At 55.9% G+C, this 20827-nt stretch carries 23 protein-coding genes and 1 pseudogene; 10 read left to right on the top strand and 14 right to left on the bottom strand.

Annotation, left to right across the window (positions count from 1 at the left end; all coding sequences use genetic code 11):
* Positions 1-4: 4 nt before the first annotated feature.
* The 12 genes and pseudogenes from QQL78_RS11065 to QQL78_RS11010 form a co-directional block, all read right to left on the bottom strand.
* A complete protein-coding gene (locus QQL78_RS11065; protein WP_064224187.1) occupies positions 5-985 on the bottom strand; it encodes an AAA family ATPase in 981 nt (326 codons plus the stop codon).
* A gap of 191 nt (positions 986-1176) precedes the next feature.
* On the bottom strand, positions 1177-1689 hold the full coding sequence (scpB, locus tag QQL78_RS11060) for an SMC-Scp complex subunit ScpB (protein ID WP_235602403.1): 513 nt from the start codon (positions 1687-1689) through the stop codon (positions 1177-1179).
* Positions 1690-1811: 122 nt separating this feature from the next.
* Complete coding sequence (locus tag QQL78_RS11055; RefSeq protein ID WP_064224186.1) at positions 1812-2774, bottom strand: DUF1403 family protein; 963 nt, start codon at positions 2772-2774, stop codon at positions 1812-1814.
* Between the two features lie 233 nt (positions 2775-3007).
* Positions 3008-3425, bottom strand: a pseudogene (locus QQL78_RS11050) (transposase); the annotation flags it as partial.
* 83 nt (positions 3426-3508) lie between these two features.
* Complete coding sequence (locus tag QQL78_RS11045; RefSeq protein WP_284373392.1) at positions 3509-4714, bottom strand: NnrS family protein; 1206 nt, start codon at positions 4712-4714, stop codon at positions 3509-3511.
* Entirely contained in the window at positions 4714-4968 is a 255-nt protein-coding gene (locus tag QQL78_RS11040) for a DUF6522 family protein (RefSeq protein WP_284373390.1), read from the bottom strand. Before QQL78_RS11040 ends, QQL78_RS11045 begins: the two co-directional genes overlap by 1 nt.
* Positions 4965-5204, bottom strand: coding sequence for an NnrT protein (locus tag QQL78_RS11035; protein ID WP_284373388.1), 240 nt, complete (start codon positions 5202-5204; stop codon positions 4965-4967). Before QQL78_RS11035 ends, QQL78_RS11040 begins: the two co-directional genes overlap by 4 nt.
* Positions 5201-5377 (bottom strand): protein NnrT, encoded by a 177-nt coding sequence (locus QQL78_RS11030; protein WP_284373386.1) that lies wholly within the window; start codon positions 5375-5377, stop codon positions 5201-5203. The genes QQL78_RS11035 and QQL78_RS11030 overlap by 4 nt, the downstream gene beginning before the upstream one ends.
* 1 nt (position 5378) lies before the next feature.
* On the bottom strand, positions 5379-7268 hold the full coding sequence (locus tag QQL78_RS11025) for a nitric oxide reductase activation protein NorD (protein ID WP_284373384.1): 1890 nt from the start codon (positions 7266-7268) through the stop codon (positions 5379-5381).
* A 4-nt stretch (positions 7269-7272) separates the two neighbouring features.
* Positions 7273-8067 (bottom strand): CbbQ/NirQ/NorQ/GpvN family protein, encoded by a 795-nt coding sequence (locus QQL78_RS11020; protein ID WP_284373382.1) that lies wholly within the window; start codon positions 8065-8067, stop codon positions 7273-7275.
* A gap of 3 nt (positions 8068-8070) precedes the next feature.
* Complete coding sequence (locus QQL78_RS11015) at positions 8071-9420, bottom strand: cbb3-type cytochrome c oxidase subunit I (protein WP_284373380.1); 1350 nt, start codon at positions 9418-9420, stop codon at positions 8071-8073.
* A 69-nt stretch (positions 9421-9489) separates the two neighbouring features.
* Positions 9490-9942, bottom strand: coding sequence for a c-type cytochrome (locus tag QQL78_RS11010; RefSeq protein ID WP_284373378.1), 453 nt, complete (start codon positions 9940-9942; stop codon positions 9490-9492).
* A 120-nt stretch (positions 9943-10062) separates the two neighbouring features.
* On the opposite strand from QQL78_RS11010, the gene QQL78_RS11005 reads away from it, so the two are divergent.
* Positions 10063-10272 carry a DUF1858 domain-containing protein gene (locus QQL78_RS11005; RefSeq protein WP_284373376.1) on the top strand — a complete coding sequence of 70 codons (210 nt, stop codon included), beginning with the start codon at positions 10063-10065 and terminating at the stop codon, positions 10270-10272.
* A gap of 5 nt (positions 10273-10277) precedes the next feature.
* Here QQL78_RS11005 and QQL78_RS11000 read toward each other — a convergent pair whose 3' ends face one another.
* On the bottom strand, positions 10278-10994 hold the full coding sequence (locus QQL78_RS11000) for a Crp/Fnr family transcriptional regulator (RefSeq protein ID WP_284373374.1): 717 nt from the start codon (positions 10992-10994) through the stop codon (positions 10278-10280).
* A gap of 160 nt (positions 10995-11154) precedes the next feature.
* On the opposite strand from QQL78_RS11000, the gene QQL78_RS10995 reads away from it, so the two are divergent.
* Genes QQL78_RS10995 through QQL78_RS10985 form a run of 3 tightly spaced genes read left to right on the top strand, consistent with a single transcriptional unit; the run spans position 11155 to position 13616 of the window.
* Positions 11155-11586 (top strand): pseudoazurin, encoded by a 432-nt coding sequence (locus QQL78_RS10995; protein WP_284373372.1) that lies wholly within the window; start codon positions 11155-11157, stop codon positions 11584-11586.
* A gap of 60 nt (positions 11587-11646) precedes the next feature.
* The gene (nirK, locus tag QQL78_RS10990; RefSeq protein WP_284373370.1) at positions 11647-12864 is read left to right on the top strand and encodes a copper-containing nitrite reductase; all 1218 of its coding nucleotides are present in this window, start codon (positions 11647-11649) and stop codon (positions 12862-12864) included.
* Between the two features lie 17 nt (positions 12865-12881).
* Positions 12882-13616 (top strand): formylglycine-generating enzyme family protein, encoded by a 735-nt coding sequence (locus QQL78_RS10985; RefSeq protein WP_284373368.1) that lies wholly within the window; start codon positions 12882-12884, stop codon positions 13614-13616.
* Positions 13617-13739: 123 nt separating this feature from the next.
* Here the strand turns inward: QQL78_RS10985 and QQL78_RS10980 are convergent, their stop codons facing one another.
* Positions 13740-14765: an AraC family transcriptional regulator gene (locus QQL78_RS10980; RefSeq protein WP_284373366.1), complete on the bottom strand. Its 1026-nt coding sequence runs from the start codon at positions 14763-14765 to the stop codon at positions 13740-13742.
* Between the two features lie 147 nt (positions 14766-14912).
* Here QQL78_RS10980 and QQL78_RS10975 point away from each other — a divergent pair, with 147 nt between their 5' ends.
* The 6 genes from QQL78_RS10975 (at position 14913) to QQL78_RS10950 (ending at position 20717) form a co-directional block, all read left to right on the top strand.
* The gene (locus QQL78_RS10975) at positions 14913-15365 is read left to right on the top strand and encodes a cupin domain-containing protein (RefSeq protein ID WP_284373364.1); all 453 of its coding nucleotides are present in this window, start codon (positions 14913-14915) and stop codon (positions 15363-15365) included.
* 16 nt (positions 15366-15381) lie between these two features.
* A complete protein-coding gene (locus QQL78_RS10970; protein ID WP_284373362.1) occupies positions 15382-16845 on the top strand; it encodes a flavin-containing monooxygenase in 1464 nt (487 codons plus the stop codon).
* Positions 16846-17202: 357 nt separating this feature from the next.
* Entirely contained in the window at positions 17203-18351 is a 1149-nt protein-coding gene (locus tag QQL78_RS10965) for an ABC transporter substrate-binding protein (RefSeq protein ID WP_284373361.1), read from the top strand.
* Between the two features lie 59 nt (positions 18352-18410).
* On the top strand, positions 18411-19487 hold the full coding sequence (locus QQL78_RS10960; RefSeq protein WP_284373359.1) for a FecCD family ABC transporter permease: 1077 nt from the start codon (positions 18411-18413) through the stop codon (positions 19485-19487).
* On the top strand, positions 19484-20257 hold the full coding sequence (locus QQL78_RS10955; RefSeq protein ID WP_284373357.1) for an ABC transporter ATP-binding protein: 774 nt from the start codon (positions 19484-19486) through the stop codon (positions 20255-20257). The genes QQL78_RS10960 and QQL78_RS10955 overlap by 4 nt, the downstream gene beginning before the upstream one ends.
* Positions 20241-20717, top strand: coding sequence for a pseudoazurin (locus QQL78_RS10950; RefSeq protein WP_284373355.1), 477 nt, complete (start codon positions 20241-20243; stop codon positions 20715-20717). Before QQL78_RS10955 ends, QQL78_RS10950 begins: the two co-directional genes overlap by 17 nt.
* The last annotated feature ends 110 nt before the right edge of the window (positions 20718-20827 follow it).

Genomic DNA, 20827 nt, shown 5'->3' with positions numbered 1-20827 from the left:
AGATTTAGGTGCCGAGCCGTTCAGTACGCTTTGCGCGACGTTTGGCATCATCAACGGCAATGTTGAAATGACGAAGAGACACAGTCTTAGCGCGTCCCAAAATTGAGAGCTTAATGGATTGGGTGCAAATCTTATCGAGTTCAGCGTAGGAATAGCCTTTGACCGTAGAGGCCTGTTCTGCCGGAACGAAGTCAGCTTTGACGTTTTTGAAAGCGTTGGTCAGAAACTTCCTTGTCATTCTCTCATCAGGTGCGTCAAACCAAACGACCTCATCAAACCGACGCCAGACAGCCGGGTCGAGAGATTGATCAAGGTTGGTCGCAGCCAACAAGAAACCGCTTGGTTGTATCTGATCAATGAAGAGAAGAAGACTATTCACAACGCGGCGCAACTCGCTGTGTTCCCCACCGTCGTCGCGTGACCGCGCAATCGCATCAAATTCGTCGAGAAACAGGACGCAGGGTTGACGGCGGGCAAACTCAAAAATCTTGCGAATGTTTGTGGCAGTCTCGCCAAGATAGGATGACATCAGACGATCAAGTTGCACAACAAAGAGAGGTAACCCCAGCTCATGTGCGAAGACCTCAGCACAAAGTGTCTTGCCGCAGCCAGGCGGTCCACAAAACAGAAGCTTTGAGCGCACAGGTAAACCATGCTGTTTGATCTGGTCGGATTTCCGGAATTCACGCAAAAGCCCAGTAAAAAGCCGTACGTTCTCTGTCGACATTAAGATGTCTTGCGCAGTCCGGTTTGGCTCAATGCGCTGAATAAACTCACTGGCTTCATCGGGAAAGGGGATGAGAGGGGCAAGCCCTTTGGCCGGAACGCTGTGCCCAAGATTCTCGAGCGTCTTTCTCAAGGTCCGTGCCAGGACGTTGTTTTTCTTCTTTTCTTCCTCACCGATGATCTGTTCGGCGACTGCACGAAACGCATCCTCTTGGCCATAACTGGCCAGAAGTTTTTTCATGAGTTCGCCGCGTGCCACCTGATTTTCTCCTCGTTTATGGGAAAATCTTAGCCCACACAGATACAAATGACCATAAAAACCTGACGGAATAGCTCTTACAAATGAGCCAGAATTGCGGCTGCATCAATGGCCGGATTATGCCCAAAGGTTTCAGCGTTTTCCATTGACTAAGTTTACCTTGATCTATCTGGCCCTGGATCAAATTAAACTTACTGCTCACCATTGTCTGCAACAGCCAAATCCAACTCTGGTAAGTCCCGCAGTGTCTCCAAATCGAACGTCACCAGAAACGTCTCAGTCGTGACAAATGTATGTGGCGCGCCCGCGCGTGGAGCCCTTGGTCCACTGGCAATCAGCTCCTTGAAGCGGAGCCGCGCGAGCAGATCGCGGCTCACGTCTTTGCCAAAGATGTCCTTCAGCCCTGCCCGATCAATCGGCTGATGATAGGCGATCGCGCAGAGCACGCCCATCTCCATCTCAGTGAAGGCCATCGACTGGTCGCCAAGGTCTGCCGCCGCCTTGATCACATCTGCAAACTGCGTCTTGGTCCGGAACATCCATCCTCCAGCAACCTGCGCCAGTTCATAAGGCCGACCAATCAACTCCGTCTTAATATCCTCAATCAGCATCTCAACCGAGGCCCCCTGCCCCACCACGCGTGCCAAGTCGTCATGGCCAACCGGCGTGCCACTGGCAAACAGAACCGCCTCGATCCGCCCCATCCATTCGCGCCAGCGCAGCTCTTGCGGCAGATCTTCAAGCTCACGGTCAAAGACGCCTTCGCGTCCGGCCTCCTTCGGTCTTGTGTGCTTTTGTTTGGCTTCGGAGGTTATGGCGGTGCGGGTCATCGCACAATCCCATACAGCCGGAACGTAGCCCGTCCAGTGAGCTCACGCGCGACGCCCAGTTCGACGAGCCGATCACAAAACCGGCGCGCAGCGCGATCGGTCATCGGAATGGTGCTGCCCTGGATTGTTGGTGACAGCATCATTGAAGGCCCAATCGCATCTTCAGTAAGGAACAACGCGACGGCCGCATCAGATCCTTTGGCGCGCAGCTTCGGAGCCGCGGCCTGCAGCAAAGTCGCCCGCGCTGCCAGATCGCGCGCCAAGCGGATCGTATCTTCGATAGACATCAACAGGCGCGCCTGAACTTTCAGATCCGCCCCCTGCCCTTCTTCAATCAGGTCGCGCAACATCTTTTTCGTAAGGTCTTGTGCCGTGACAGGCAGCAGTGACATCCAGTTCAATGCCCGCGCAAGGACAATATCCGAGAGCAGACAGGCGATCTGCTCCGCCCGATCATCCATTTCCAGAACCGCGCGCATCACGGCAATACATCCCGCCAACGGTCCATGGGATTTTGCGCAATCGGCACCAACCCCTATCACCCTCAAGACGTCATCGGCAAACGCCGCGCCAACCAAGCTTTGCACACCGTCGTGCCAGTCCCGCCCCGTCAATTTGAGACGCGCCGCATCTCGCCAAAACGCCAAGATATCACCATCGGGGCCGCGTGCCTCTCCGGGCGGTGCCAAGTGGTAAGCGTCGCGGATATCAGCCTCTCGGGCAAGACGGCCTTCGAGTTTAGACGTCGCCGTGGCCGCTCGTAGTGCAAGCTGGTTGGCCAGCAGTTTAAGAGGCACGCCTTGGGACGGATCGCTGACCAGTTGATTTAATACCGTGAGCGCTGCTCCAGACCGAAATGCCACAGTTTCAAGGGTTTCGGCACGTCCAGAGGTGACCCAGCCCGGCAGCTTGGGTAGAGTGTTCACGTCGTCAGAGACAGTTGCGGGCTGATAGGTCATGCCGAGACACTAACTCGCCACGGCGCTTAATTCCAGTAAATACCACTCAAACCGCCCCACCTTACAGCTCTTTGATATGTCCAATAAGTTTGCATTATCGGACTTATAAAGATACTCTCAGCAAGAGTCANCCCGCCCTCCCTGAAAACAGAAAGGGCCAAAGTGGCAAAGTTTTACTCTGCCCGCAGCAAGACTATCCCGCCACTTCCGTGGCTCACTTTTGCACTGACGTTCTCACTCATCTCTTCGCGAACTTCAGGATTGTCCGGCGGATGATCACGCCGAACAGTCTTTGGACCGACACCACCAGCCTGCACGCACGACGCTGCGAGATATCATGATTCCGCATTGCCTTGCGTGCTACAGCCCGTCGCAAATTCAGTGTCGTCAGCTCTTTCCCAGCAAATCCTTCAGCACAACGTTGTCGAGCATCGGGTCCGCCAGAAGACGCTTCAGCTTTGCGTTCTCATCCTCCAGGAATTTAAGGCGGTGAGTGTCAGACACCTCCATGCCACCATACTTAGCCTTGAACTTGTAGAACGGCGCGGGGCTCAGGCCATGCCTGCGGCACACCTCAGTCGTCGGCATCCCAGCTTCTTGCTCTTTGATCATCCCAATAATTTGGGCCTCAGTAAAGCGACTCTGTCGCATTTGCTTTCTCCCCCATAGATTGAGCAAGCTCTACATTAAAGTGAGGGAAGTTTCGGGGAGCAGGGGGGCTTGATGGTGCCTAGCTACCCCTTTGGATCGACGGATTTTCCAGGTTTTCGATACAGCAATAAAGGGCCATAGGTCACTGCAAACCCGGCAAAGGCAACAAGCCAGAGGATGCCGGAGAGGTAACTCATATGAGGCCATACAGACGCCCATAAACGGGCAAAGGCGGACCCAAATACACAAAGGTAAATCACCACAGTTGCGCGGTCTGCCAAAAGCGGCTGCCCGGTGTGCCCAAGTGTGGCGCGGGTCATGACAGCCAAAGTCATGGCAGCGATGGCCCCGGCCATCCACAGGTGCTGTGCGCCAGCTGACCCCGGATTGCCGGCCAACTGATCAAGCCCCAATGCAAAGGCACCGATGGGGATAAAGGCATAAGAGGCATGCAATACCCAGACCAGCGGCTCGCTCAACGTGTGATGGCCCTGCCAGCGCACCAGCCGTACCAGATGCAAGAGGCTGAAGAGGATAAGGGCGATTCCGGTTTGCAATGCGAAGGGTTTGAGGACCCAAAGGACCAGTATTAGCAGGCTCGACAGGAGAACCACCTTGTCAAAGCGCTGCATCGGTGGTGAGGGGCGGGCCGGGTTTTCGATGCGTGCAAGCCAGTTGCGGGTGAAAGACGGAATGATCCGCCCGCCGATCACCGAAATCATCATCACAGCCGTTGCAAGGCCAAGCCTCAGACCGATGCCTTTCGCGGCATATTCGCCTTGCAGGGCTTCCCCGTGAAATAGTCCATTGGCCAAGGCAAAGACCGCCAGCATCCCCAGTACGATCAGATTGTTCCAGTTCTTGCCTACCACGATCTCTCGCAGGATCACGCCACCCAGTACCAGCGGGAAAGCCAGGTCAACAACCGGCGTAACCAGCACGGGCAGATGAGCAGCGAAAAACACGGCAACCCGCCCAATGAACCAGAGCGCAAACAGCCCCGCCAAAGGCCATCCGACAATTGGCAATCGCCCAGTCCAGTTCGGCACGGCGGTCAGCAGAAAACCTGCCAGAACCGCCCCGAGATAGCCAAACAGAAACTCATGGGCATGCCAAGAGACAGGATCAAAACGGGTTGGCAGGTCAACCACACCGCCCAAGGCCGCCAGCCAGATCAACATCGCCAACACCAGCCAGATCGCCCCAAACAGAAAGAAGGGGCGAAACCCATAGCTGAACAGGGCAGGGCCCCGCCATGCGCGCATCTGCTGTGCGGATGTCTGTGCCACTAGCGGCCTCCGGTATCTGTGCGCAGGGTCTTAAGGACCGTTCCATCCTCAGAACAGGTGAGACGCACCTTCTGGGTCTTGTAAAAGAAGGTCAGACGCACGCGGCCCGCATCTTCGCCTTCTCCGGTTTCAAAGCGGGTTGTGATTTCCTTGGTCCGCATTTTTGACTGAACCTCGGTCGGATCCAATCCCAGCAACGGGGCAAGGTCGCGTGCGTCAACGATAGGCTGGCCGGCGTTCATCTCTATCTTCATGTCTGTGGCTTTCTGTCAGCCACATCCATCAAATGCCGGATATGGCGTGCGAAATACCATGTGGCAGGCAGTCCGATCAGACACCCAAGGCCGATGGACCATGCGGACGAGGCCACAGGGCCGCCGATCCAGCTGAAAATCAGTGACGCAAAGAAAACGTTCACTGCCGCAGCCCCAGCGCCGAAAGGATAAAGCGCGAGCGCGATACGGCCAGTCGACCATCCGGCGGGTTTCATCGTCGGGCAACCAGTTGTTGAACGGCAATCATTGCCGCAACCAAGGCAATGCAGGCCATTGCGTACCAAAACTCTGCCGTTGCGGATTGTGCCTGCGGGATCGGCCGCTCATAGGTGCTGGCAAATGTGGGTGTGGCCAAGATGACGGTCATGATGGATGCAATGATACGCATGTCAGGTCTCCTGTGTCAGAGTGCGATAGATTTCCGGCAAAGCCCGTAGCAGGCGTTCCGGGTGAGGCAGTAATGTAAACCCGCCGCGGCCAAAGATACGGGCAAACCAATCCTGCCCGTCTTCGTCGATGATAATGCCATGCAGGCTTTGTCCGGCGTTGCGGGCTTCGCGCACGGCCTTGTGGCTGTCTTCGATACCATGCTGACCCTCATAGTGGTCCAGATCATTAGGCTTGCCATCCGTCAGCACAATCAAAAGCTTGCGGGTCGACGGCTCCTTTGTCAATTGCGCACTGACATGGCGAATGGCGGCCCCCAGTCGGGTATAATGCCCCGGTTTCAGCGCGCCGATATTGGCGGTCACAGAAGGGGACATCGGCGTGTCAAAGTCCTTGCAGCGAGTCAGAAAAACCCGATCCCGCCGGAGTGACGAGAAACCCCAGATGCCCAGCCTGTCACCGGCGGCATCAATCCCGACTGCGAGGGCTGCCATGGTATCGCGCGCCACATCGATGACCGATGTATCGCCAATAGCGGCCTCGGTTGAACGGGAGGTGTCGATCAGGAAGGCAACAGAGACATCGCGATCCGTCTGTCGGGCAGCTTGCCAGATACGGTCGGACCCGCGCCCGGTTGCAACCATGTCAGCGCGCGCGCTTAGCAGCGCATCCAGATCAAATTCCTGCCCGTCAATCTGGCGCGGTTGCAGGATGCGTCGCGGGCGCAGCGCTTCGAACTGGCGACGCACCTCGCGGACGTATCTGTCATTCGGGGTGAAGCTTGATCCTTCTGGCTGGGCAGGGGCGTCAAGCACCCGACAGTGATCTGCCATATAGCTGGCGCTGCGGTGGTTCCATTCAGGATAGGTATGGGTGCCAGCCAGCGCTTCGTGATCGGCATCCGCCGGTGAGAGGTCGAGGTGCAGCCGCAGGCGGGTAGCGACCTTGCGATCCTGCTTAGACAGGGTGATCCGGTCCTGATCGTCGGCGGCCTTCTGTGCGTTCTCCTCATCGTCATCATCAACGCTGCGATTTATGTTCATCGATTCCACCCAAGACAGGATCGATTCAAACCGGTGAATGATAAAACTGTCTTTGCGGTTGTGCTGATCCTGATCCTTGCGGTCCCCCAGTTTGCGATTGCTTTGGGTTGCGGTTGGCGGTGGCGGTGCGCCCTCTGCGGCGTCTTCTTCTGTCGCGATGCCGCCTTGACCGGGGGATTCAAATCGAATCCAGATCGGCACTGGTGCGCAGGGCAGATAGCCTTTTGCAGGCACCATGTTCAGTGGAAACTCTGCTGGGCTGCCGCCAAGCTGATCACGGATGGCCTGTTCTAACACAGCCTCCTGAGGGGTGCGGCGCAGGTTTGGTCTGATGCGCGCGCAATAGGCCGCCATGGCCAGATAGCTGTCGCGCAGGCCGGGGCAGGATTGATACGCGGCATCACAGGCCGCTGCGTTTGCGCGGATATATGCACAATCGCCTGCAGGCCCCGCGTGCGGCAGATCAAGGTCTGCCACGGCGCTATGTGCGGCCAAAGCCGTCAACCAGAAATAGGCCGCACGGTTCAGCTCTGCCTTGGGAAAGACATCAATCACCGGGGGCAGCATCAGCTTTTCACCGTCAAAACGCGTTACCCATTCGCGGTCCGCGGCCGCGCCCAGCTTGCGTTTAAGAACCTGCCGGTGCGCAACCAGCGTTTCGGCCACCTCGCCCAGCTCGACTCCGGCCGCACCGCCAAGCGCCCGGAACAGTACCGAAAGGCTGGGCCTGAGTGAGGCAAGCGAAACACCTGCCTCGGGAAAGGTGACACCAGCACCGATGTCGCTGGCCATTTCGTGCCAGATGTTGCCAACGGTCTCTTCCGGCTCCATCAGGTCAAGCAGTTTCATGGCCTTACCCGTAGATTGTGCTGACAAGGTCGCGCAGCGATTGCTGCACATCGGCCTCATCACTGAGCGGCTCGATAATCGCGGCCTCAAGGGCTTGATCGACGCCCATGCCGCCGGTCATCAATGTTGCGGCATAGATCAAAAGGCGGGTGGAGACGCCTTCCTCCAGGTCCATGCCGGAAAGTTTGCGAATATGGCCCGCCAGCCGGACAAGGGGCGCAACCCGCCCCGGTTCAAGGCGGCTTTCCCTTGCTACCACGGCAATCTCTGTTTCGGCATCGGGAAAATCGAATGAGATCGACAGGAACCGCTGCCGCGTTGAGGGCTTCAGACGTTTCAGCACGTTCTGATAGCCGGGGTTATAACTGGCGACCAGCATGAATTCCTTGGGTGCGACCAGCTCTTCGCCGGTGCGGTCAATCATCAATGTGCGTCTTGTGTCGGTAAGGGGGTGCAGGACAACGGTCACATCCTTGCGCGCCTCCACCACCTCATCAAGATAGCAGATGCCGCCTTCACGCACAGCGCGGGTCAGCGGGCCATCGACCCAGACGGTCTCGCCCCCTTTAAGCAGATAGCGCCCGATCAGATCCGCGGCAGACAGATCGTCATGACAGGCTACGGTATAAAGAGGTTTGTCCAGCCGGGCCGCCATATGTTCGACAAACCGGGTTTTGCCGCAGCCGGTCGGCCCCTTCAGAAGAAGGGGCAAACCATTGTTATAAGCCGTTTCGAACAGATCACATTCGCGCCCTGTTGGATGGTAAAACGGCAGGGCAGGCGTGTTTTGCATGTTCATGGCCTATTCTCCGGGCTGTGCGGTGGCCGCGCCGGGCGCAATGATCTCGTCCTTACGGACCACCAATATGGAATAGATGAACAACAGCGCACCAATCACCACCGCTGCCCCCGCGCCAAAGCGCATCAGGTAGAAGATCGACAGGCTTTCCTGAACGTCCATGTAATAGTCACCGACGACCCGTTGCATATGGGTCTGGATGGTGCCGGCAAAGGTCAGCACGAAGGTCATAAAGGCCATGCCGCCAGTCATCAGCCAAAAGGAGGCCATGTTCAGCACCTGATTATACGGCGCACGTTGCTTCAGCATCGGCATTGCATAGGTGAAGATGGCCAGATTCAACGCCACATAGGCACCATAGAAGGAAAGGTGGCCATGTGCCGCGGTGATCTGTGTGCCGTGGCTGTAAAAGTTCACCCCATGCAAGGTGTGCAGAAACCCCCAGACGCCGGCGCCGAAAAAGGCGACAGTGCTGGACCCAAGCGACCATAGAAGCGCCGCCTTGTTGGGGTGGTTCTTGCGGCCTTTCCAGACCATGACGAAGGCAAAACTCATCATCAGGAAGAAGGGGATCACCTCGAATGTCGAGAAGATAGAACCAACCCACTGCCAATATCCGGGCAGGCCGATCCAGTAGAAATGGTGACCGGTGCCAAGGATGCCGCTGAAAAGCGCGGTGGCGACGATGACATAAAGCCATTTTTCCACCACTTCGCGGTCAACGCCGGTAAGCTTGAGCAACAGGAAGGCAAGGATCGCGGCCATCACCAATTCCCATGTCGCCTCTACCCACAGGTGGACGACAAACCACCAGTACATTTTATCAAGGGACAGGTTATCGGGGTTGATGAAGGCAAAGATCCACAGCAGGGAAAGCAGCCACAGGCCCAGCAAAAGCACATTGGTAATCGCGGTTTTCTTACCTGCCAATACGGTCATCGACACGTTCAGCAAGAAGATGAGTGCGGCAACCAGGATGCCGAATTTGACCCAAAGTGGTTGCTCCAGAAATTCGCGCCCGCCGTGAATGCCAACAAGGTAGGATCCAACAGCCCCCAGCGTGCCGATCAAGAGGATGATCAGCTGTAGGTAGGCCAGTTTTGGTGACCAGATCTCGCGTTCGGATTCTTCGGGGATCAGAAAATAGGCGGCGCCGAAGAAACCCAGCAACAGCCAGACGATCAGCGCATTTGTATGGATCATACGGATCACATTGAACGGCAGAATTTCTGAAAGAAAGTTGGGCGAAACATATATCCAGCCGGCAAGCAAACCGCCGGCCACCTGAATGCCGAACAGCGCCATTGCCGCGAGGAAGTACCAGTAGGCCACTTTTTGTGATTGATATTTCATGATTTTATCCTTTTTTGCCGCGCAACCAATCCCAAAGCCGATGTACAGCTTTGGTGTGCGCAATGCGGCTTAACCAGCGTCGTTTGGCGGCCAGCCCTGCGTATCGGTTTGGTCCGCCCAGCGAAGAAACTCTGCCAATCCGCGAATATCTTCGTCGGTAAGTTCGTAACGGGGCATCTGGCGGCGGCCTTCGATCCCACTTGGCTGGGATTCGATCCAGCCTTTGAGGATTTCAAAGGCATCCTCGGGGCTGTCCTGCACCCCCCAGCGGGTCATCACATTGCCAACTTCGGGTGCGAAATAGGCACCTTCACCATGCAAGCTGTGGCAATTGATGCAGGAGTTTTCCTCCCAGATATGCTTGCCATGAATGACCGCATCGCTCAATTCCATCCCCGCAGTAGAGGTCTCGACGACATATTTATGTGAATGGACGGTCATCGCCACAAAGACCACGACAAAAAAGATCGAGCCTCCGTAGAAGATGTTTCGCGCCCGCGATTTGGTCAGAAATTCCGCCATAGGTCGGCCTCCTTGAGTTCGGGATGCTCGACTTCTAACCACAGCACAGTCATCAAAGTTTGCGCCAGCGCAACGTTTGTATGGAATTCTGGACTAGGCTCGTCAGTTCAGGAGTTACCCATGCGACACCCCAAATTGGATGACCCCGATTTGCCGTTGGCGGATCTGATGACCCATTGGCCCAACACGGTATCGGTGTTCTTACGTCACAAAATGCTTTGCGTGGGCTGTTTGGTCAGCCCCTTTCATACAATTGTGGATGCCTGCGCAGAGTATGATCTGAACGAAAATGACTTCTTGGCAGAGCTGAGGGCCGCTGCGGGAATTTGACCGGTTTAGGCTTGGCTGATTAACACCAATGAATGTGGATCGGTCACTGTGATACGTCTGCGTTTGCTTTGAACCAATCCGCGCTTTTCCCAGGCGCTGAGCAGACGGCTGATCGTGTGCAGCGTTGTACCGGTCAGCTCTGACAGGTCTTGTCGGGTGATCGGAAAGTCGATCTCGATACCGTCAGAAGTCCTCCGCCCGGTCTGATTGATCAGGCGCAACAGCGCGTTCGCCACACGTTGTTCAACATGCTGGGTCGCCATTTCGACGATCCGGTTGTTCAACTCGCCCAGACGGGTGCCGACGGTCTTGTAGGTTTCTGTCGTGAAACTCTCGTAATCGGTGGAAAACGTCGCCCATAGACGGGTCGGCCAGCTAAGGACAATGGACTCGGTCGCGGTCATCGCTGTTGCCGGGTAGGTATCGCGACCAAGGGCACTTGCGATACCCAAAAGCTGCCCTGCAGGAATATGAAGTGCGGTCACCTGATCCCCTGTCGGGGTGATGCGGACAACCCGGACATACCCATCCAGCAACATGAAAAAGTGATCCGCGGGTGCGCCTTCCTCAAAAATCGCAACACCCTTCTCATAACGGCGCGCCGTTGCCTGATCGAGGATCATGCGAATGTCGCGCCGTTCCAGTCTGGAGAACGGCGGCAGATGGGTCAGCAGGCTTTCATCAAGCCGCGGCAGTGTTTTGCGGGGTGATACCTCATTCATAACTACGCTTGTGCCACGGTATCCGGGGCAAAGGCCACTGATTCTCATTTTTTCATCGCTAAAGAAGAACCGCGAAACAGTTTGTCCCAGCACAAAGTTTAGGGGTGTCGATGCGCTAGACAGCAGCCAACAAACAACACGATCTGAAAGGAAAAGGACGATGTTTCGCACTGTTGTAACTGGTTTCGCGCTCGCGGCTCTTATGGGCGGCGCAGCTTTTGCCGAAACTTTTGAGGTTAAAATGCTGAACAAAGGCTCTGATGGGGAGCGCATGGTTTTTGAACCGGCTTTCGTTCAGGCCGCGCCGGGCGACACCATCAAGTTTCTGGCCTCCGACAAGGGCCATAATGCCGAGGTAAACAAAGGCATGATTCCTGAGGGTGCCGAGGCTTTCAAAGGCAAGATCAACGAAGAATTCGAGGTCACCTTGGATGTCGAAGGTGTTTATGGCGTCATCTGCAAACCGCATTTCGCCATGGGCATGGTGATGACCATCGCAGTTGGGGACGTCGAAGTTCCTGCGAATTTCTTTGAAGGCCGTGTGCCGAAAAAAGCCAAACAACGTTTCGAGGCCCAATTGGGCAATCTCTAGCTCTGCCCGGCAGGCAGGGCGGACCCCCGCCTGCCGCCAGTACACCCGAAGGAGGGGAAAATGACCAAGATTATGAAGCCAGGTTCTATGAATACAAGCCGTCGTAATGTCTTGCGGGGTAGCATGCTTGCCGGTGCTGCGGCCATGACAGGTGCCGCAGCCATGGCCGCCCCGCGCGCGCCAAAGATGAACGCGATTAATGCGGCATCTTCAAAAATTTATCGGGCAAGCGATCAGAAAGCGGCGGCAAGTGATGCCACGCCGGTAGATCTGTCCGGCTATACCCGCGTCAAGCAAGAGCTTGTGGCACCTCCCTTTGCGCCCAAGCATGAGCAGGTTGCCACAGGTGGTCCGAAAATCATCGAGGTCACTCTTGAGACAACCGAAAAGCTGATGGTTGTTGATGAGGATAATGGGGCAGAGATCTGGGCCCTGACCTATAACGGCTCGGTTCCGGGACCGCTGATCATCTGTCACGAGGGGGATATGGTTGAAGTAACCATTCGCAACCCGGCAAGCAGCATGATGGAACACAACGTCGATTTCCATGCTTCAACCGGTGCCTTGGGTGGTGGTGGGCTGACCCATGTCTACCCTGGTGAGGAGGCTGTGCTGCGCTGGAAGGCGACCAAGCCCGGCTGCTTTACCTATCACTGTGCCCCCGGCGGTGACATGATCCCTTATCATGTATGCCACGGTATGAACGGTGCGGTGATGGTGCTGCCGCGCGACGGTCTGAAGGACCGCGACGGCAATGCGCTGACCTATGACTCCATCGCCTATATCGGCGAACAGGACTATTACCTGCCGCGTGACGAGAACGGTGATTATAAAACCTATGCAGTCGCGGGTGACGATTATGCCGACAGCCTTGAGGCAATGCGCGGTCTGGTTCCGACCCATCAGGTGTTCAACGGGGCAGTTGGTGCCCTTACCGGCGAAAACGCCCTGAAGGCCAAGGTCGGTGAAACAGTTCTGATGGTTCACAACTCCTGCAATGTTGACAGCCGTCCACACCTGATTGGCGGGCATGGCAACTATGTCTGGGAAACCTCCTTCACTGATCCCGCTCTTACCGGTGTAGAAACTTGGTTCGTGCGCGGCGGTTGTGCGGTGGCCGCGATGTACACCTTTGAGCAGCCGGGTGTTTACGCCTATGTGAACCACAATCTGATCATCGGTGTCATGCTGGGGGCCACTGCGCATTTCGTTGTTGAAGGCGAATGGGACAACGAACTGATGGAACAGGTTGTTGCCCCACGCAGCTTTGAAACCTGAATCAGGAGGATAGACAAATGCCTGCCGCCACATCGCGTAAAATGCCGATACTTATTGGTGTCTTGGCAAGTGTGGCGGCAGTTGTTGCCGGGATCACGTTGTTTCAGCGTGGTCCCGATGCCGCTTTTCTGCCTGAGATGGCCGCCGCTGCCGTGGTGATGCCGGATGGGCGCGCCGTCTACGTGCAGCGCCATGAGGTCACGATTGCCGAGTGGAACCGCTGCGCCGCTGATGGTGCCTGCGCCTTGACCCTGCGCGCGCGCCCCGATCAAGAGGCAGCACGGACGCCAGCCACCGGATTAAACTACGTTGATGTGCAACAATATGTTGGGTGGATCAGCAAAAAATCCCGCCATAACTTCCGTCTGCCCACCGCAGAAGAGTGGCAGGCGATGGCAGCCCCTGTGCTGAAAGAGGCACCTGATCCGCTATTCACGGATCCTTCCCTGACCTGGGCCTCCAGTTACCTCACCGAAGGGCTGACACCGCGTGCGCTTAAACCGCAAGGCAGCTTTCTGACCTCGCCCGAGGGGGTCGTCGATCTGGATGGCAGCGTGTGGGAATGGACGATGGAATGTTATGATGGCACGGCCAATGCGGCGGAGCTTGACCGCTGCCCGGCTTTCTTTGTTGGTGGCGAACATGTTGCCGCGATGTCCTATCTGATACGCGATCCTGCGCGGGGAGGCTGTGCCGTGGGCACGCCGCCGGCACATCTGGGCATGCGATTGGTGTCCGACAAGCCGGTGTAGAGGGCTGTAGTCGTTTGGGATGACAGTTTGAATGCAGCTTGGTTTTACCGGTTACATCCCAATGCAAGGTAGAAGGGTCGAAGCAGAGGCGGCATTGGGTAAGCACAATGCCATAGACGCGCGTCAGACAGTTTGGCTGGGCTTGCGACCTCCACAATCGCGCCGGGTTTCGCTGGGGGTCTCGCCAAAGCGCTGACGGTAGGCGATGGAAAACCGACCTAGGTGCATAAACCCCAGACCAAAGGCAATTTCCGCGATTTTCTGGTCAGGCTTTGCGCTTTGCAGTTCATAGCGAACAAGATCGAGGCGCAATTGCCTCAGATACTGTAACGGGCCGCAGCCAAAGTGTTTTTTGAACGACAATTGCAGGCTGCGCACGGATACACCTACGGCCTTGGCCACATCCGCAACTGTTACAGGTTCACTTGCGCTATCATGCAAGAAGTTCTGTGCCCGGCGCAGATGCCCCGGTGTCATTTCGGGTGTCGGTTTGTCAAAGAAGTGCCGCACATTGCTCGGCTGGGCCTGAACAAAGCCGGTTATCAACTCTTCCTCGATCAACATTTGCGAGACGCGATTGTTCTGACCAAACAATCCCCCCGCAGAAGCGGCGTTGACGCAGGTTGTCAGATTACGCCGCCAGTGTTGCAGGCCGGGTGTTTCGAAGGAGACCAGACTGTCAAATACGATTGGCTGTGACAGGGTAAGATCGAGGTGGCGCTCAACCATGCTATGTAAAGTGATCCGGTCAATCTGAAGCATGATTTTTTCGCATTCTTCGGTCATGCGCATCCAGGTTGGACGGGTTGGGTTCAGCATGCTTGCTGTGCCCGGTTCTGTCACCGCGCGGTCGGGGCCGTTCACAACCTCTGATTTTCCACGGATGGGCACCTGTAGCAGATAAAATGTATCGAGATGACCGGGTTCTATTTCGACATCACCCCCGTAGCGCAGATAGCCCAATCCCAGCGCACCACCCTGAACGTGGTTGAACCGGGCATCGAAACCGCCACGCGCTGACCTGCGGGCAAGGCGGTGGTCGCAAAACCGTTTGCCAACGGTTTCACGCACCTCATCTACATCGGTGCTGTTGCACAGACTGAAACCGGCCAAAGGCTCCGAAGCGGTATGGCAAAGGGGCGCATTCATCTATTTATCATGCATGATTCGCGTCAGATGACAAAACGCGCGTCATTGATCCTCATCCTTCAGGCTTAAAAGGTTTCGTTTTTCGGATAGGGCGTTTCTGCCGGTGTCGTAGCGTTAACCCATTGTAACACGCATGGGAGACATCAAATGACGCAGAAACTGGCACCAATTAACGAAGAAGCGGGCCTTAACGATGTGGTCTGGAATGTGGTTGGACAGACCTACCGGCCGCAAATCCTGACAGAGAATGTCTTCTATTGGCGCGGTGTGGCACCAGCAGATACTTTTGTGCCGCCACATATTCATCCGACACAGGATGAATGGCTGACGGTGCTTGATGGCGAACTGGAGGTCGAGTTTCCTGAAAGCGAAACCCATGTTGTGCTGAAAAAGGGCGATACGGTCTTTATGCCAAAAGGCATCGCACATGGTATTTTCAACCGTTCGGGGAAAGAGGCCAATGTTTACTTTGGCGTTGCGCCTGCCCGGAAGCTTTATGATTTGTTTGTGCAACTGGACGGGCTGACTGATCCAGAGGAACTGGTGCGCATTTCCGCCGAACATGAAGTCGATTTCCTGCCAGCGCCGCCCAATGCGTGAGACAGGAGAAACACCAATGGTAAATCGCAAGACGGTTGCTGTGATCGGGGGCGGCGTGAGCGGATTGGCCGCTGCGCGCGCCTTTGATGAACAAGGCCACAGGGTTCTGGGATATGAGCGGACCCATGACATCGGCGGTGTATGGGAGCCTTCACGCTCTTATCCCGGTGTCAGAACCCAATCGCCCAAAGATTTCTACCGCTATACGGATATGGCCATGCCCGACGATTACCCCGAATGGCCAAGCGGGCAGCAGGTCCATGCGTATTTGCATCGCTTTGCCGATAAACATGATCTGCACCGTCTTTTCTCGCTGAATACCGGGGTCAGATCTGTGGATCGCCGTGCAGATGGCGCGCCGGGCTGGCGGCTCACGCTTGAAAGTGCAGGCCGGAGTGTGGTGCAGGAGGTTGATTTTGTTGCCGTCTGTACTGGCCAGTTTTCTGACAAGAACATCATCACGCACCCCGGTCAGGATGCATTTCTGGCGCAGGGTGGGCAGGTGATCCACTCCTCCGAATATATCGACCCGACAACGGTTCAGGGCAAGCGGCTGGTTGTTCTTGGCGGGTCGAAGTCTGCCACTGATATCGCTGTAAATGCCGTGGAAAACGGGGCGAAACAGGTGACGATGGTATACCGCCATAATGTTTGGCGCATTCCCTATCACATTGGCGGGATCAACTTTAAGTGGTTGCTTTATCCACGTTTTCAGGAAGTGCAGTTTAATGGCTGGGGCCGGTCGCCGTTGCAAAAAGCCGTTGCTGCCATCGCCAAACCGTTTGTCTGGGCCAACCTCAAAGGGCTGGAAACGATGATTTCGGTGCAGGAGGGCCTGAAGAAGCACAACATGAAACCAACGGTTCCAATTGACGCGGAGGTGGGCTGTACCATTCCGCTGATGACCGAGGGGCTAATGAAATACGTGCGTGCGGGGAAAATCAAACCGGTCATCGGCACCTATGATCGCTATGAGGGGGACGAAATCGTCCTTTCCAATGGTGAACGTGTCGGGTGTGACCTGTCGGTCTTGGCTGTGGGGTGGCAGTTGGGCTTTCCATTTCTCAATCAGGACAGTCTGGACAAGCTGATTGATCGGGATGGGCTCTATAAGCTGTATCGGTTTTGCGTTAACCCGGATTTGCCTGATTTGGGTTTTGTCGGGATCGCCTCCAGCTTTGCCACCGTTTTGAATGCGGATATGATGGCGAAATGGCTGGTTCGTTTCGCGGATGGGCAATTGGCACGCCAACCCAGCGATGCGGAAATGCGTGACAACATTGAAATGATGCTGAACTGGAAACGCCACGAACGTCCGGCAGCCCAGCCCTATGGCGGGCTCTGTACGGCACCTTTCCATCTGAAGTATTTCGAGGAACTTCTGGAAGATATCGGCGCAAAGAAATGCCGTCCGGTCTATCCGCGGGCAGAGGTATATCACCAAAGCCTGCGTGCCGCCCCGGACTACCGCGCCGGCTGATCGCGGCCCCGGCCACAGGGCCGGGGCCAAAGCGAAGAGGCATATGGCAGATGTGATCAACAAGCGGGTTAAGTGCACGTGCCAACAACGCCAGAATAGCGGCAGGTTCATTGCCTAGGGTTACGATGACCGGGTGTTGCGAAGCACCTTGTAAGCCATTGTATTTATATAACTATAACCCGCGATTGGAACTTCTTCGCGTCAGGTTTGCCAAAGTGCCACCGTCGCGGCTCTGCATTTCGAAGCTGTGTTTTCACTTGTTGAAAACTTTGTTCGATATTTCTGACAAAAATACTTGGTTATTCTGTTCGAACCCGCTATCAGGCACTTACACTGACCAACACAATGGAGACCGCCATGTCGATTCCGACACCATCGCGCGGCTTCCTTGGTGCTGTTACAGCCAGCGTAATCATGATTGCGCAAGCCAGTGGAGCTCAAGCAGAAGCCCTGACTGTAACAGACATTGCCGGACGGCAAGTCACATTCGAAACACTTCCCGAAAGGATTGTTCTGGGCGAGGGGCGCATGATGTATGCCATCGCGCCGCTGGTTGATGGCAACCCATTCGAAAAGATTGTCGGCTGGAAAGACGACCTGATCAAATACGACCCTGACGCTTTCCGTAAATTCGAAAGCGTCTACCCGCAAGACACCGCACGCCAGATCAACTTTGGCAATCCTTACGCGGGTGATTTCAGCATCGAAGCGGTCCTAGAGGCCGAGACCGATCTTGTGCTGCTGGACGTTGGCAACCTGTTCAAAGCGGAAGAAACAGGTTTGATGGAGAAACTGGGGGATGCGGGGGTGAATGTCGCCTTTATTGATTTCCGCCGGAACTCAACGGAAAACACTGTGCCATCCTTGCTGCTCATGGGGCGCATTCTGGGTGAAGAGAAACGTGCCGCAGAATTCATCGACTTTTATATCGCGCAAATGCGCAAGGTGACAAATGTCGTTGATGCGATCCCGGCAGATGAACGTCCGCTGGTGGTACTGGAAAATGCTGCAGGTTGGCAAACCGACTTTTGCTGCTGGTCCTTTGGCCCCTATAACTATGGCCGGTTTGTCGAACTTGCGGGTGGGGTAAACTATGCTTCTACGCTGGCAAATGCCTATTCGGTGGATATCTCGTTGGAGGGCATTCTGGAGGCTGACCCGAAGCATATCATCGGCACCGGGGCGAACTGGGCCGAGGCGCGTCCAGAGGTGTCTTCGACATTGCTGGGATATGAAGGTGACCCAGAGGTGAACGCCCAAAAACTTCAGGCATTGGCCGATCGTCCCGGATTTGCTGATTTGCCGGCGGTAAAGAATGGTAACCTGCATTCGATCTACCACCAGTTCTACAACTCTCCCTATCATTTCATCGCGGTGCAACAGATCGCCAAATGGCTGCACCCGGATGATTTTGAGGATTTGGACGTCGAGGCAAACTTCAAAGAACTGCATGAGCGGTTCCTGCCGTTTGAAGCCTCTGGTCAATTCTGGACCAGCCTGAACTAGGCCCGTCAGGCCCGCGATCTGCCGCCCTTCGCGGGCCTGACCCCAATCTGGACTTCGAAATGACTGATCAAATGATGCAACCGGACACCGGTGCTGCAGCCCTCGTGACCGCTTACAAAAGACGCGGTTTGCGACGTGTCGCTCTGGTTGTAGCGGCTGCTGTTGCCCTGTGCAGCCTCGTAGTGCTGGACGTCATCACCGGCCCCGCCAACCTAAGTTTCCTGCGTACCGCGCAGGTAATTATCGATCCCTCTGTGGCATCCCCCAAAGAGCATGTAATCATCTGGCAATTGCGCCTGCCCATCGCGCTGATGGCGGTGGCTGTTGGTGCGATGCTTGGCGTTGCAGGGGCCGAGATGCAGACGATCCTGAACAACCCGCTTGCAGATCCTTTCACACTAGGCCTGTCGTCAGCGGCCAGCTTCGGTGCTGCGCTGGCGATTGTCCTTGGCTGGTCGATTGTACCCGGTGTAGGTGGGCTGCTTGTGACGATGAACTCCTTCGTGTTGGCGATGCTGACATCATGTTTCCTGTTCCTGTTCACCCGCTTGCGTGGGGTCAGCCCAGAGGCGATGATCCTTGTCGGTATCGCAATGTTGTTTACATTCAATGCCTTGCTCGCTTTTCTACAATATGGCGCGTCCGAAACGCAGCTGGCACAGCTGATTTTCTGGCAATTGGGCTCACTTGCCCGGGCATCCTGGATGAAAGTGGGTGTTTGCGTGGTCTGCCTGCTTGTTGTGCTGCCCTATTTCATGAGCCGCTCCTGGGCGCTTACTGCGTTACGCATGGGCGAGGAAAAGGCGGCAGCGCTGGGGGTGAATGTCTCCTTGCTGCGGATATCCGTATTGGCAGGGGTTTCGTTGCTGTCTGCGGTTGCTGTGTCCTTTGTGGGTGCCATCGCCTTTGTCGGGCTGGTCGGCCCGCATATCGCCCGGATGATTGTTGGTGAGGATCAGCGCGGCTTCCTGCCGCTGTCGGCATTATGTGGTGCGTTGATCATGTCCGGGACATCTATCGCGTCCAAGGCAATCACCCCCGGAGTTGTCTATCCGATCGGTATGATCACCTCTCTGATCGGGATCCCATTCTTTATTCTGCTGATCCTCAGCCAACGCAAAAGGCACTGGAAATGATCACATTATCCGCAAATGATCTGGGGTTCGCCTATGGCACCCATCCTGTTCTGGACGGCGCGGGGTTTGACCCTTTGCAGGCGGGAAAACTCACCGCACTGATTGGGCCAAACGCCGCTGGTAAATCCACCTTGTTCCGCCTGATTGCGGGGCTGGCAAAGCCGGGCTCTGGCACCATCATTTTGGATGGGACCGACCTTGCAATCTTATCAACACGGGAGCGTCTGAAACGTATTTGCTTTATGCCGCAGTTCTTTGCCGCAAATGCGGCGCTGACGGTGTTTGACGTGGTGATGATGGCCCACAAGCAATTGAAAGGGTGGCGGGTCTCTGAAAGCGATATGCAGGCGGTCAGTGAGGTTCTGCACCATTCTGGCATCGGGCATTTGGCCGAAGCCTATGTAAGCGATCTGTCCGGGGGGCAGTCGCAGATGGTGTCGGTGGCACAGGCGCTGATCCGCAAATCAGATGTCTATCTGTTTGATGAACCAACCTCTGCCTTGGATCTGCATCACCAGCTGGATGTGCTTTCGCGCATCAAACAGGCAATGATCACACGCCAGAGCATCGGCATCATGGCGCTACACGATCTCAACCTTGCAGCCCGCTTTGCAGATCACCTGATCTTGCTGGGGCAGGGGCGCATCCTGGCACAGGGGACACCGCAAGAGGTGCTGCGTTCGCGTGCTATTTCTGAGACATATGGGGTCGAGATCGAGATCGCGACCGGCCCGAGAGAGGATTTGATTGTCCATGCATACGCGTCGTAATTTTATTTTGTCGATGACCGCTTTGGGAACCGCTTCCGCTGCATGGGCATGTCCTGTGGTGCCGATGTCGGAAGGGAGTGTTCACAGCATCCTGATGTTGAATGCAGGCTGCGGTGACAGCAATACACCCAATGTATTCGAACCTGCGATCCTGCGGATCAGCCCCGGCGATAGCGTCACCTTTGTGCCAACGGACGCCGGACATAACGCGGCATCCAAACGTGGGATGATCCCGGAAGGGGCCAAAGCCTGGAATGGCGCGGTGGACGAGGAACTCACAGTCGAATTCACAGTGCCGGGGGTCTATGGCTACCTTTGCTTGCCGCATTATGAAATGGGGATGGTCGGTCTGATTGTCGTGGGTGACGATCTGTCAAACCTGCCTGCCGCCAAAAAGGTTCGCCACCCCGGATCTGCCCGCAAGGCGTTTCGCGCATTGTTGAAAGAGCTGGAGGTATAGGTGGAAAGCCCCGCTTGCCCGACCGAGCTGGCAGTGAGGGGCAACGCCTAGGTCTTCATTGATCAACCTTTGCTTTCCGCTTTTTCTGGCTTGGAGAGATGTGTCTGGCG

The sequence above is a fragment of the Sulfitobacter pacificus genome, from assembly GCF_030159975.1.
Lineage (GTDB): Bacteria > Pseudomonadota > Alphaproteobacteria > Rhodobacterales > Rhodobacteraceae > Sulfitobacter > Sulfitobacter pacificus.
This window is presented reverse-complemented; position numbering and strand designations above follow the sequence as displayed.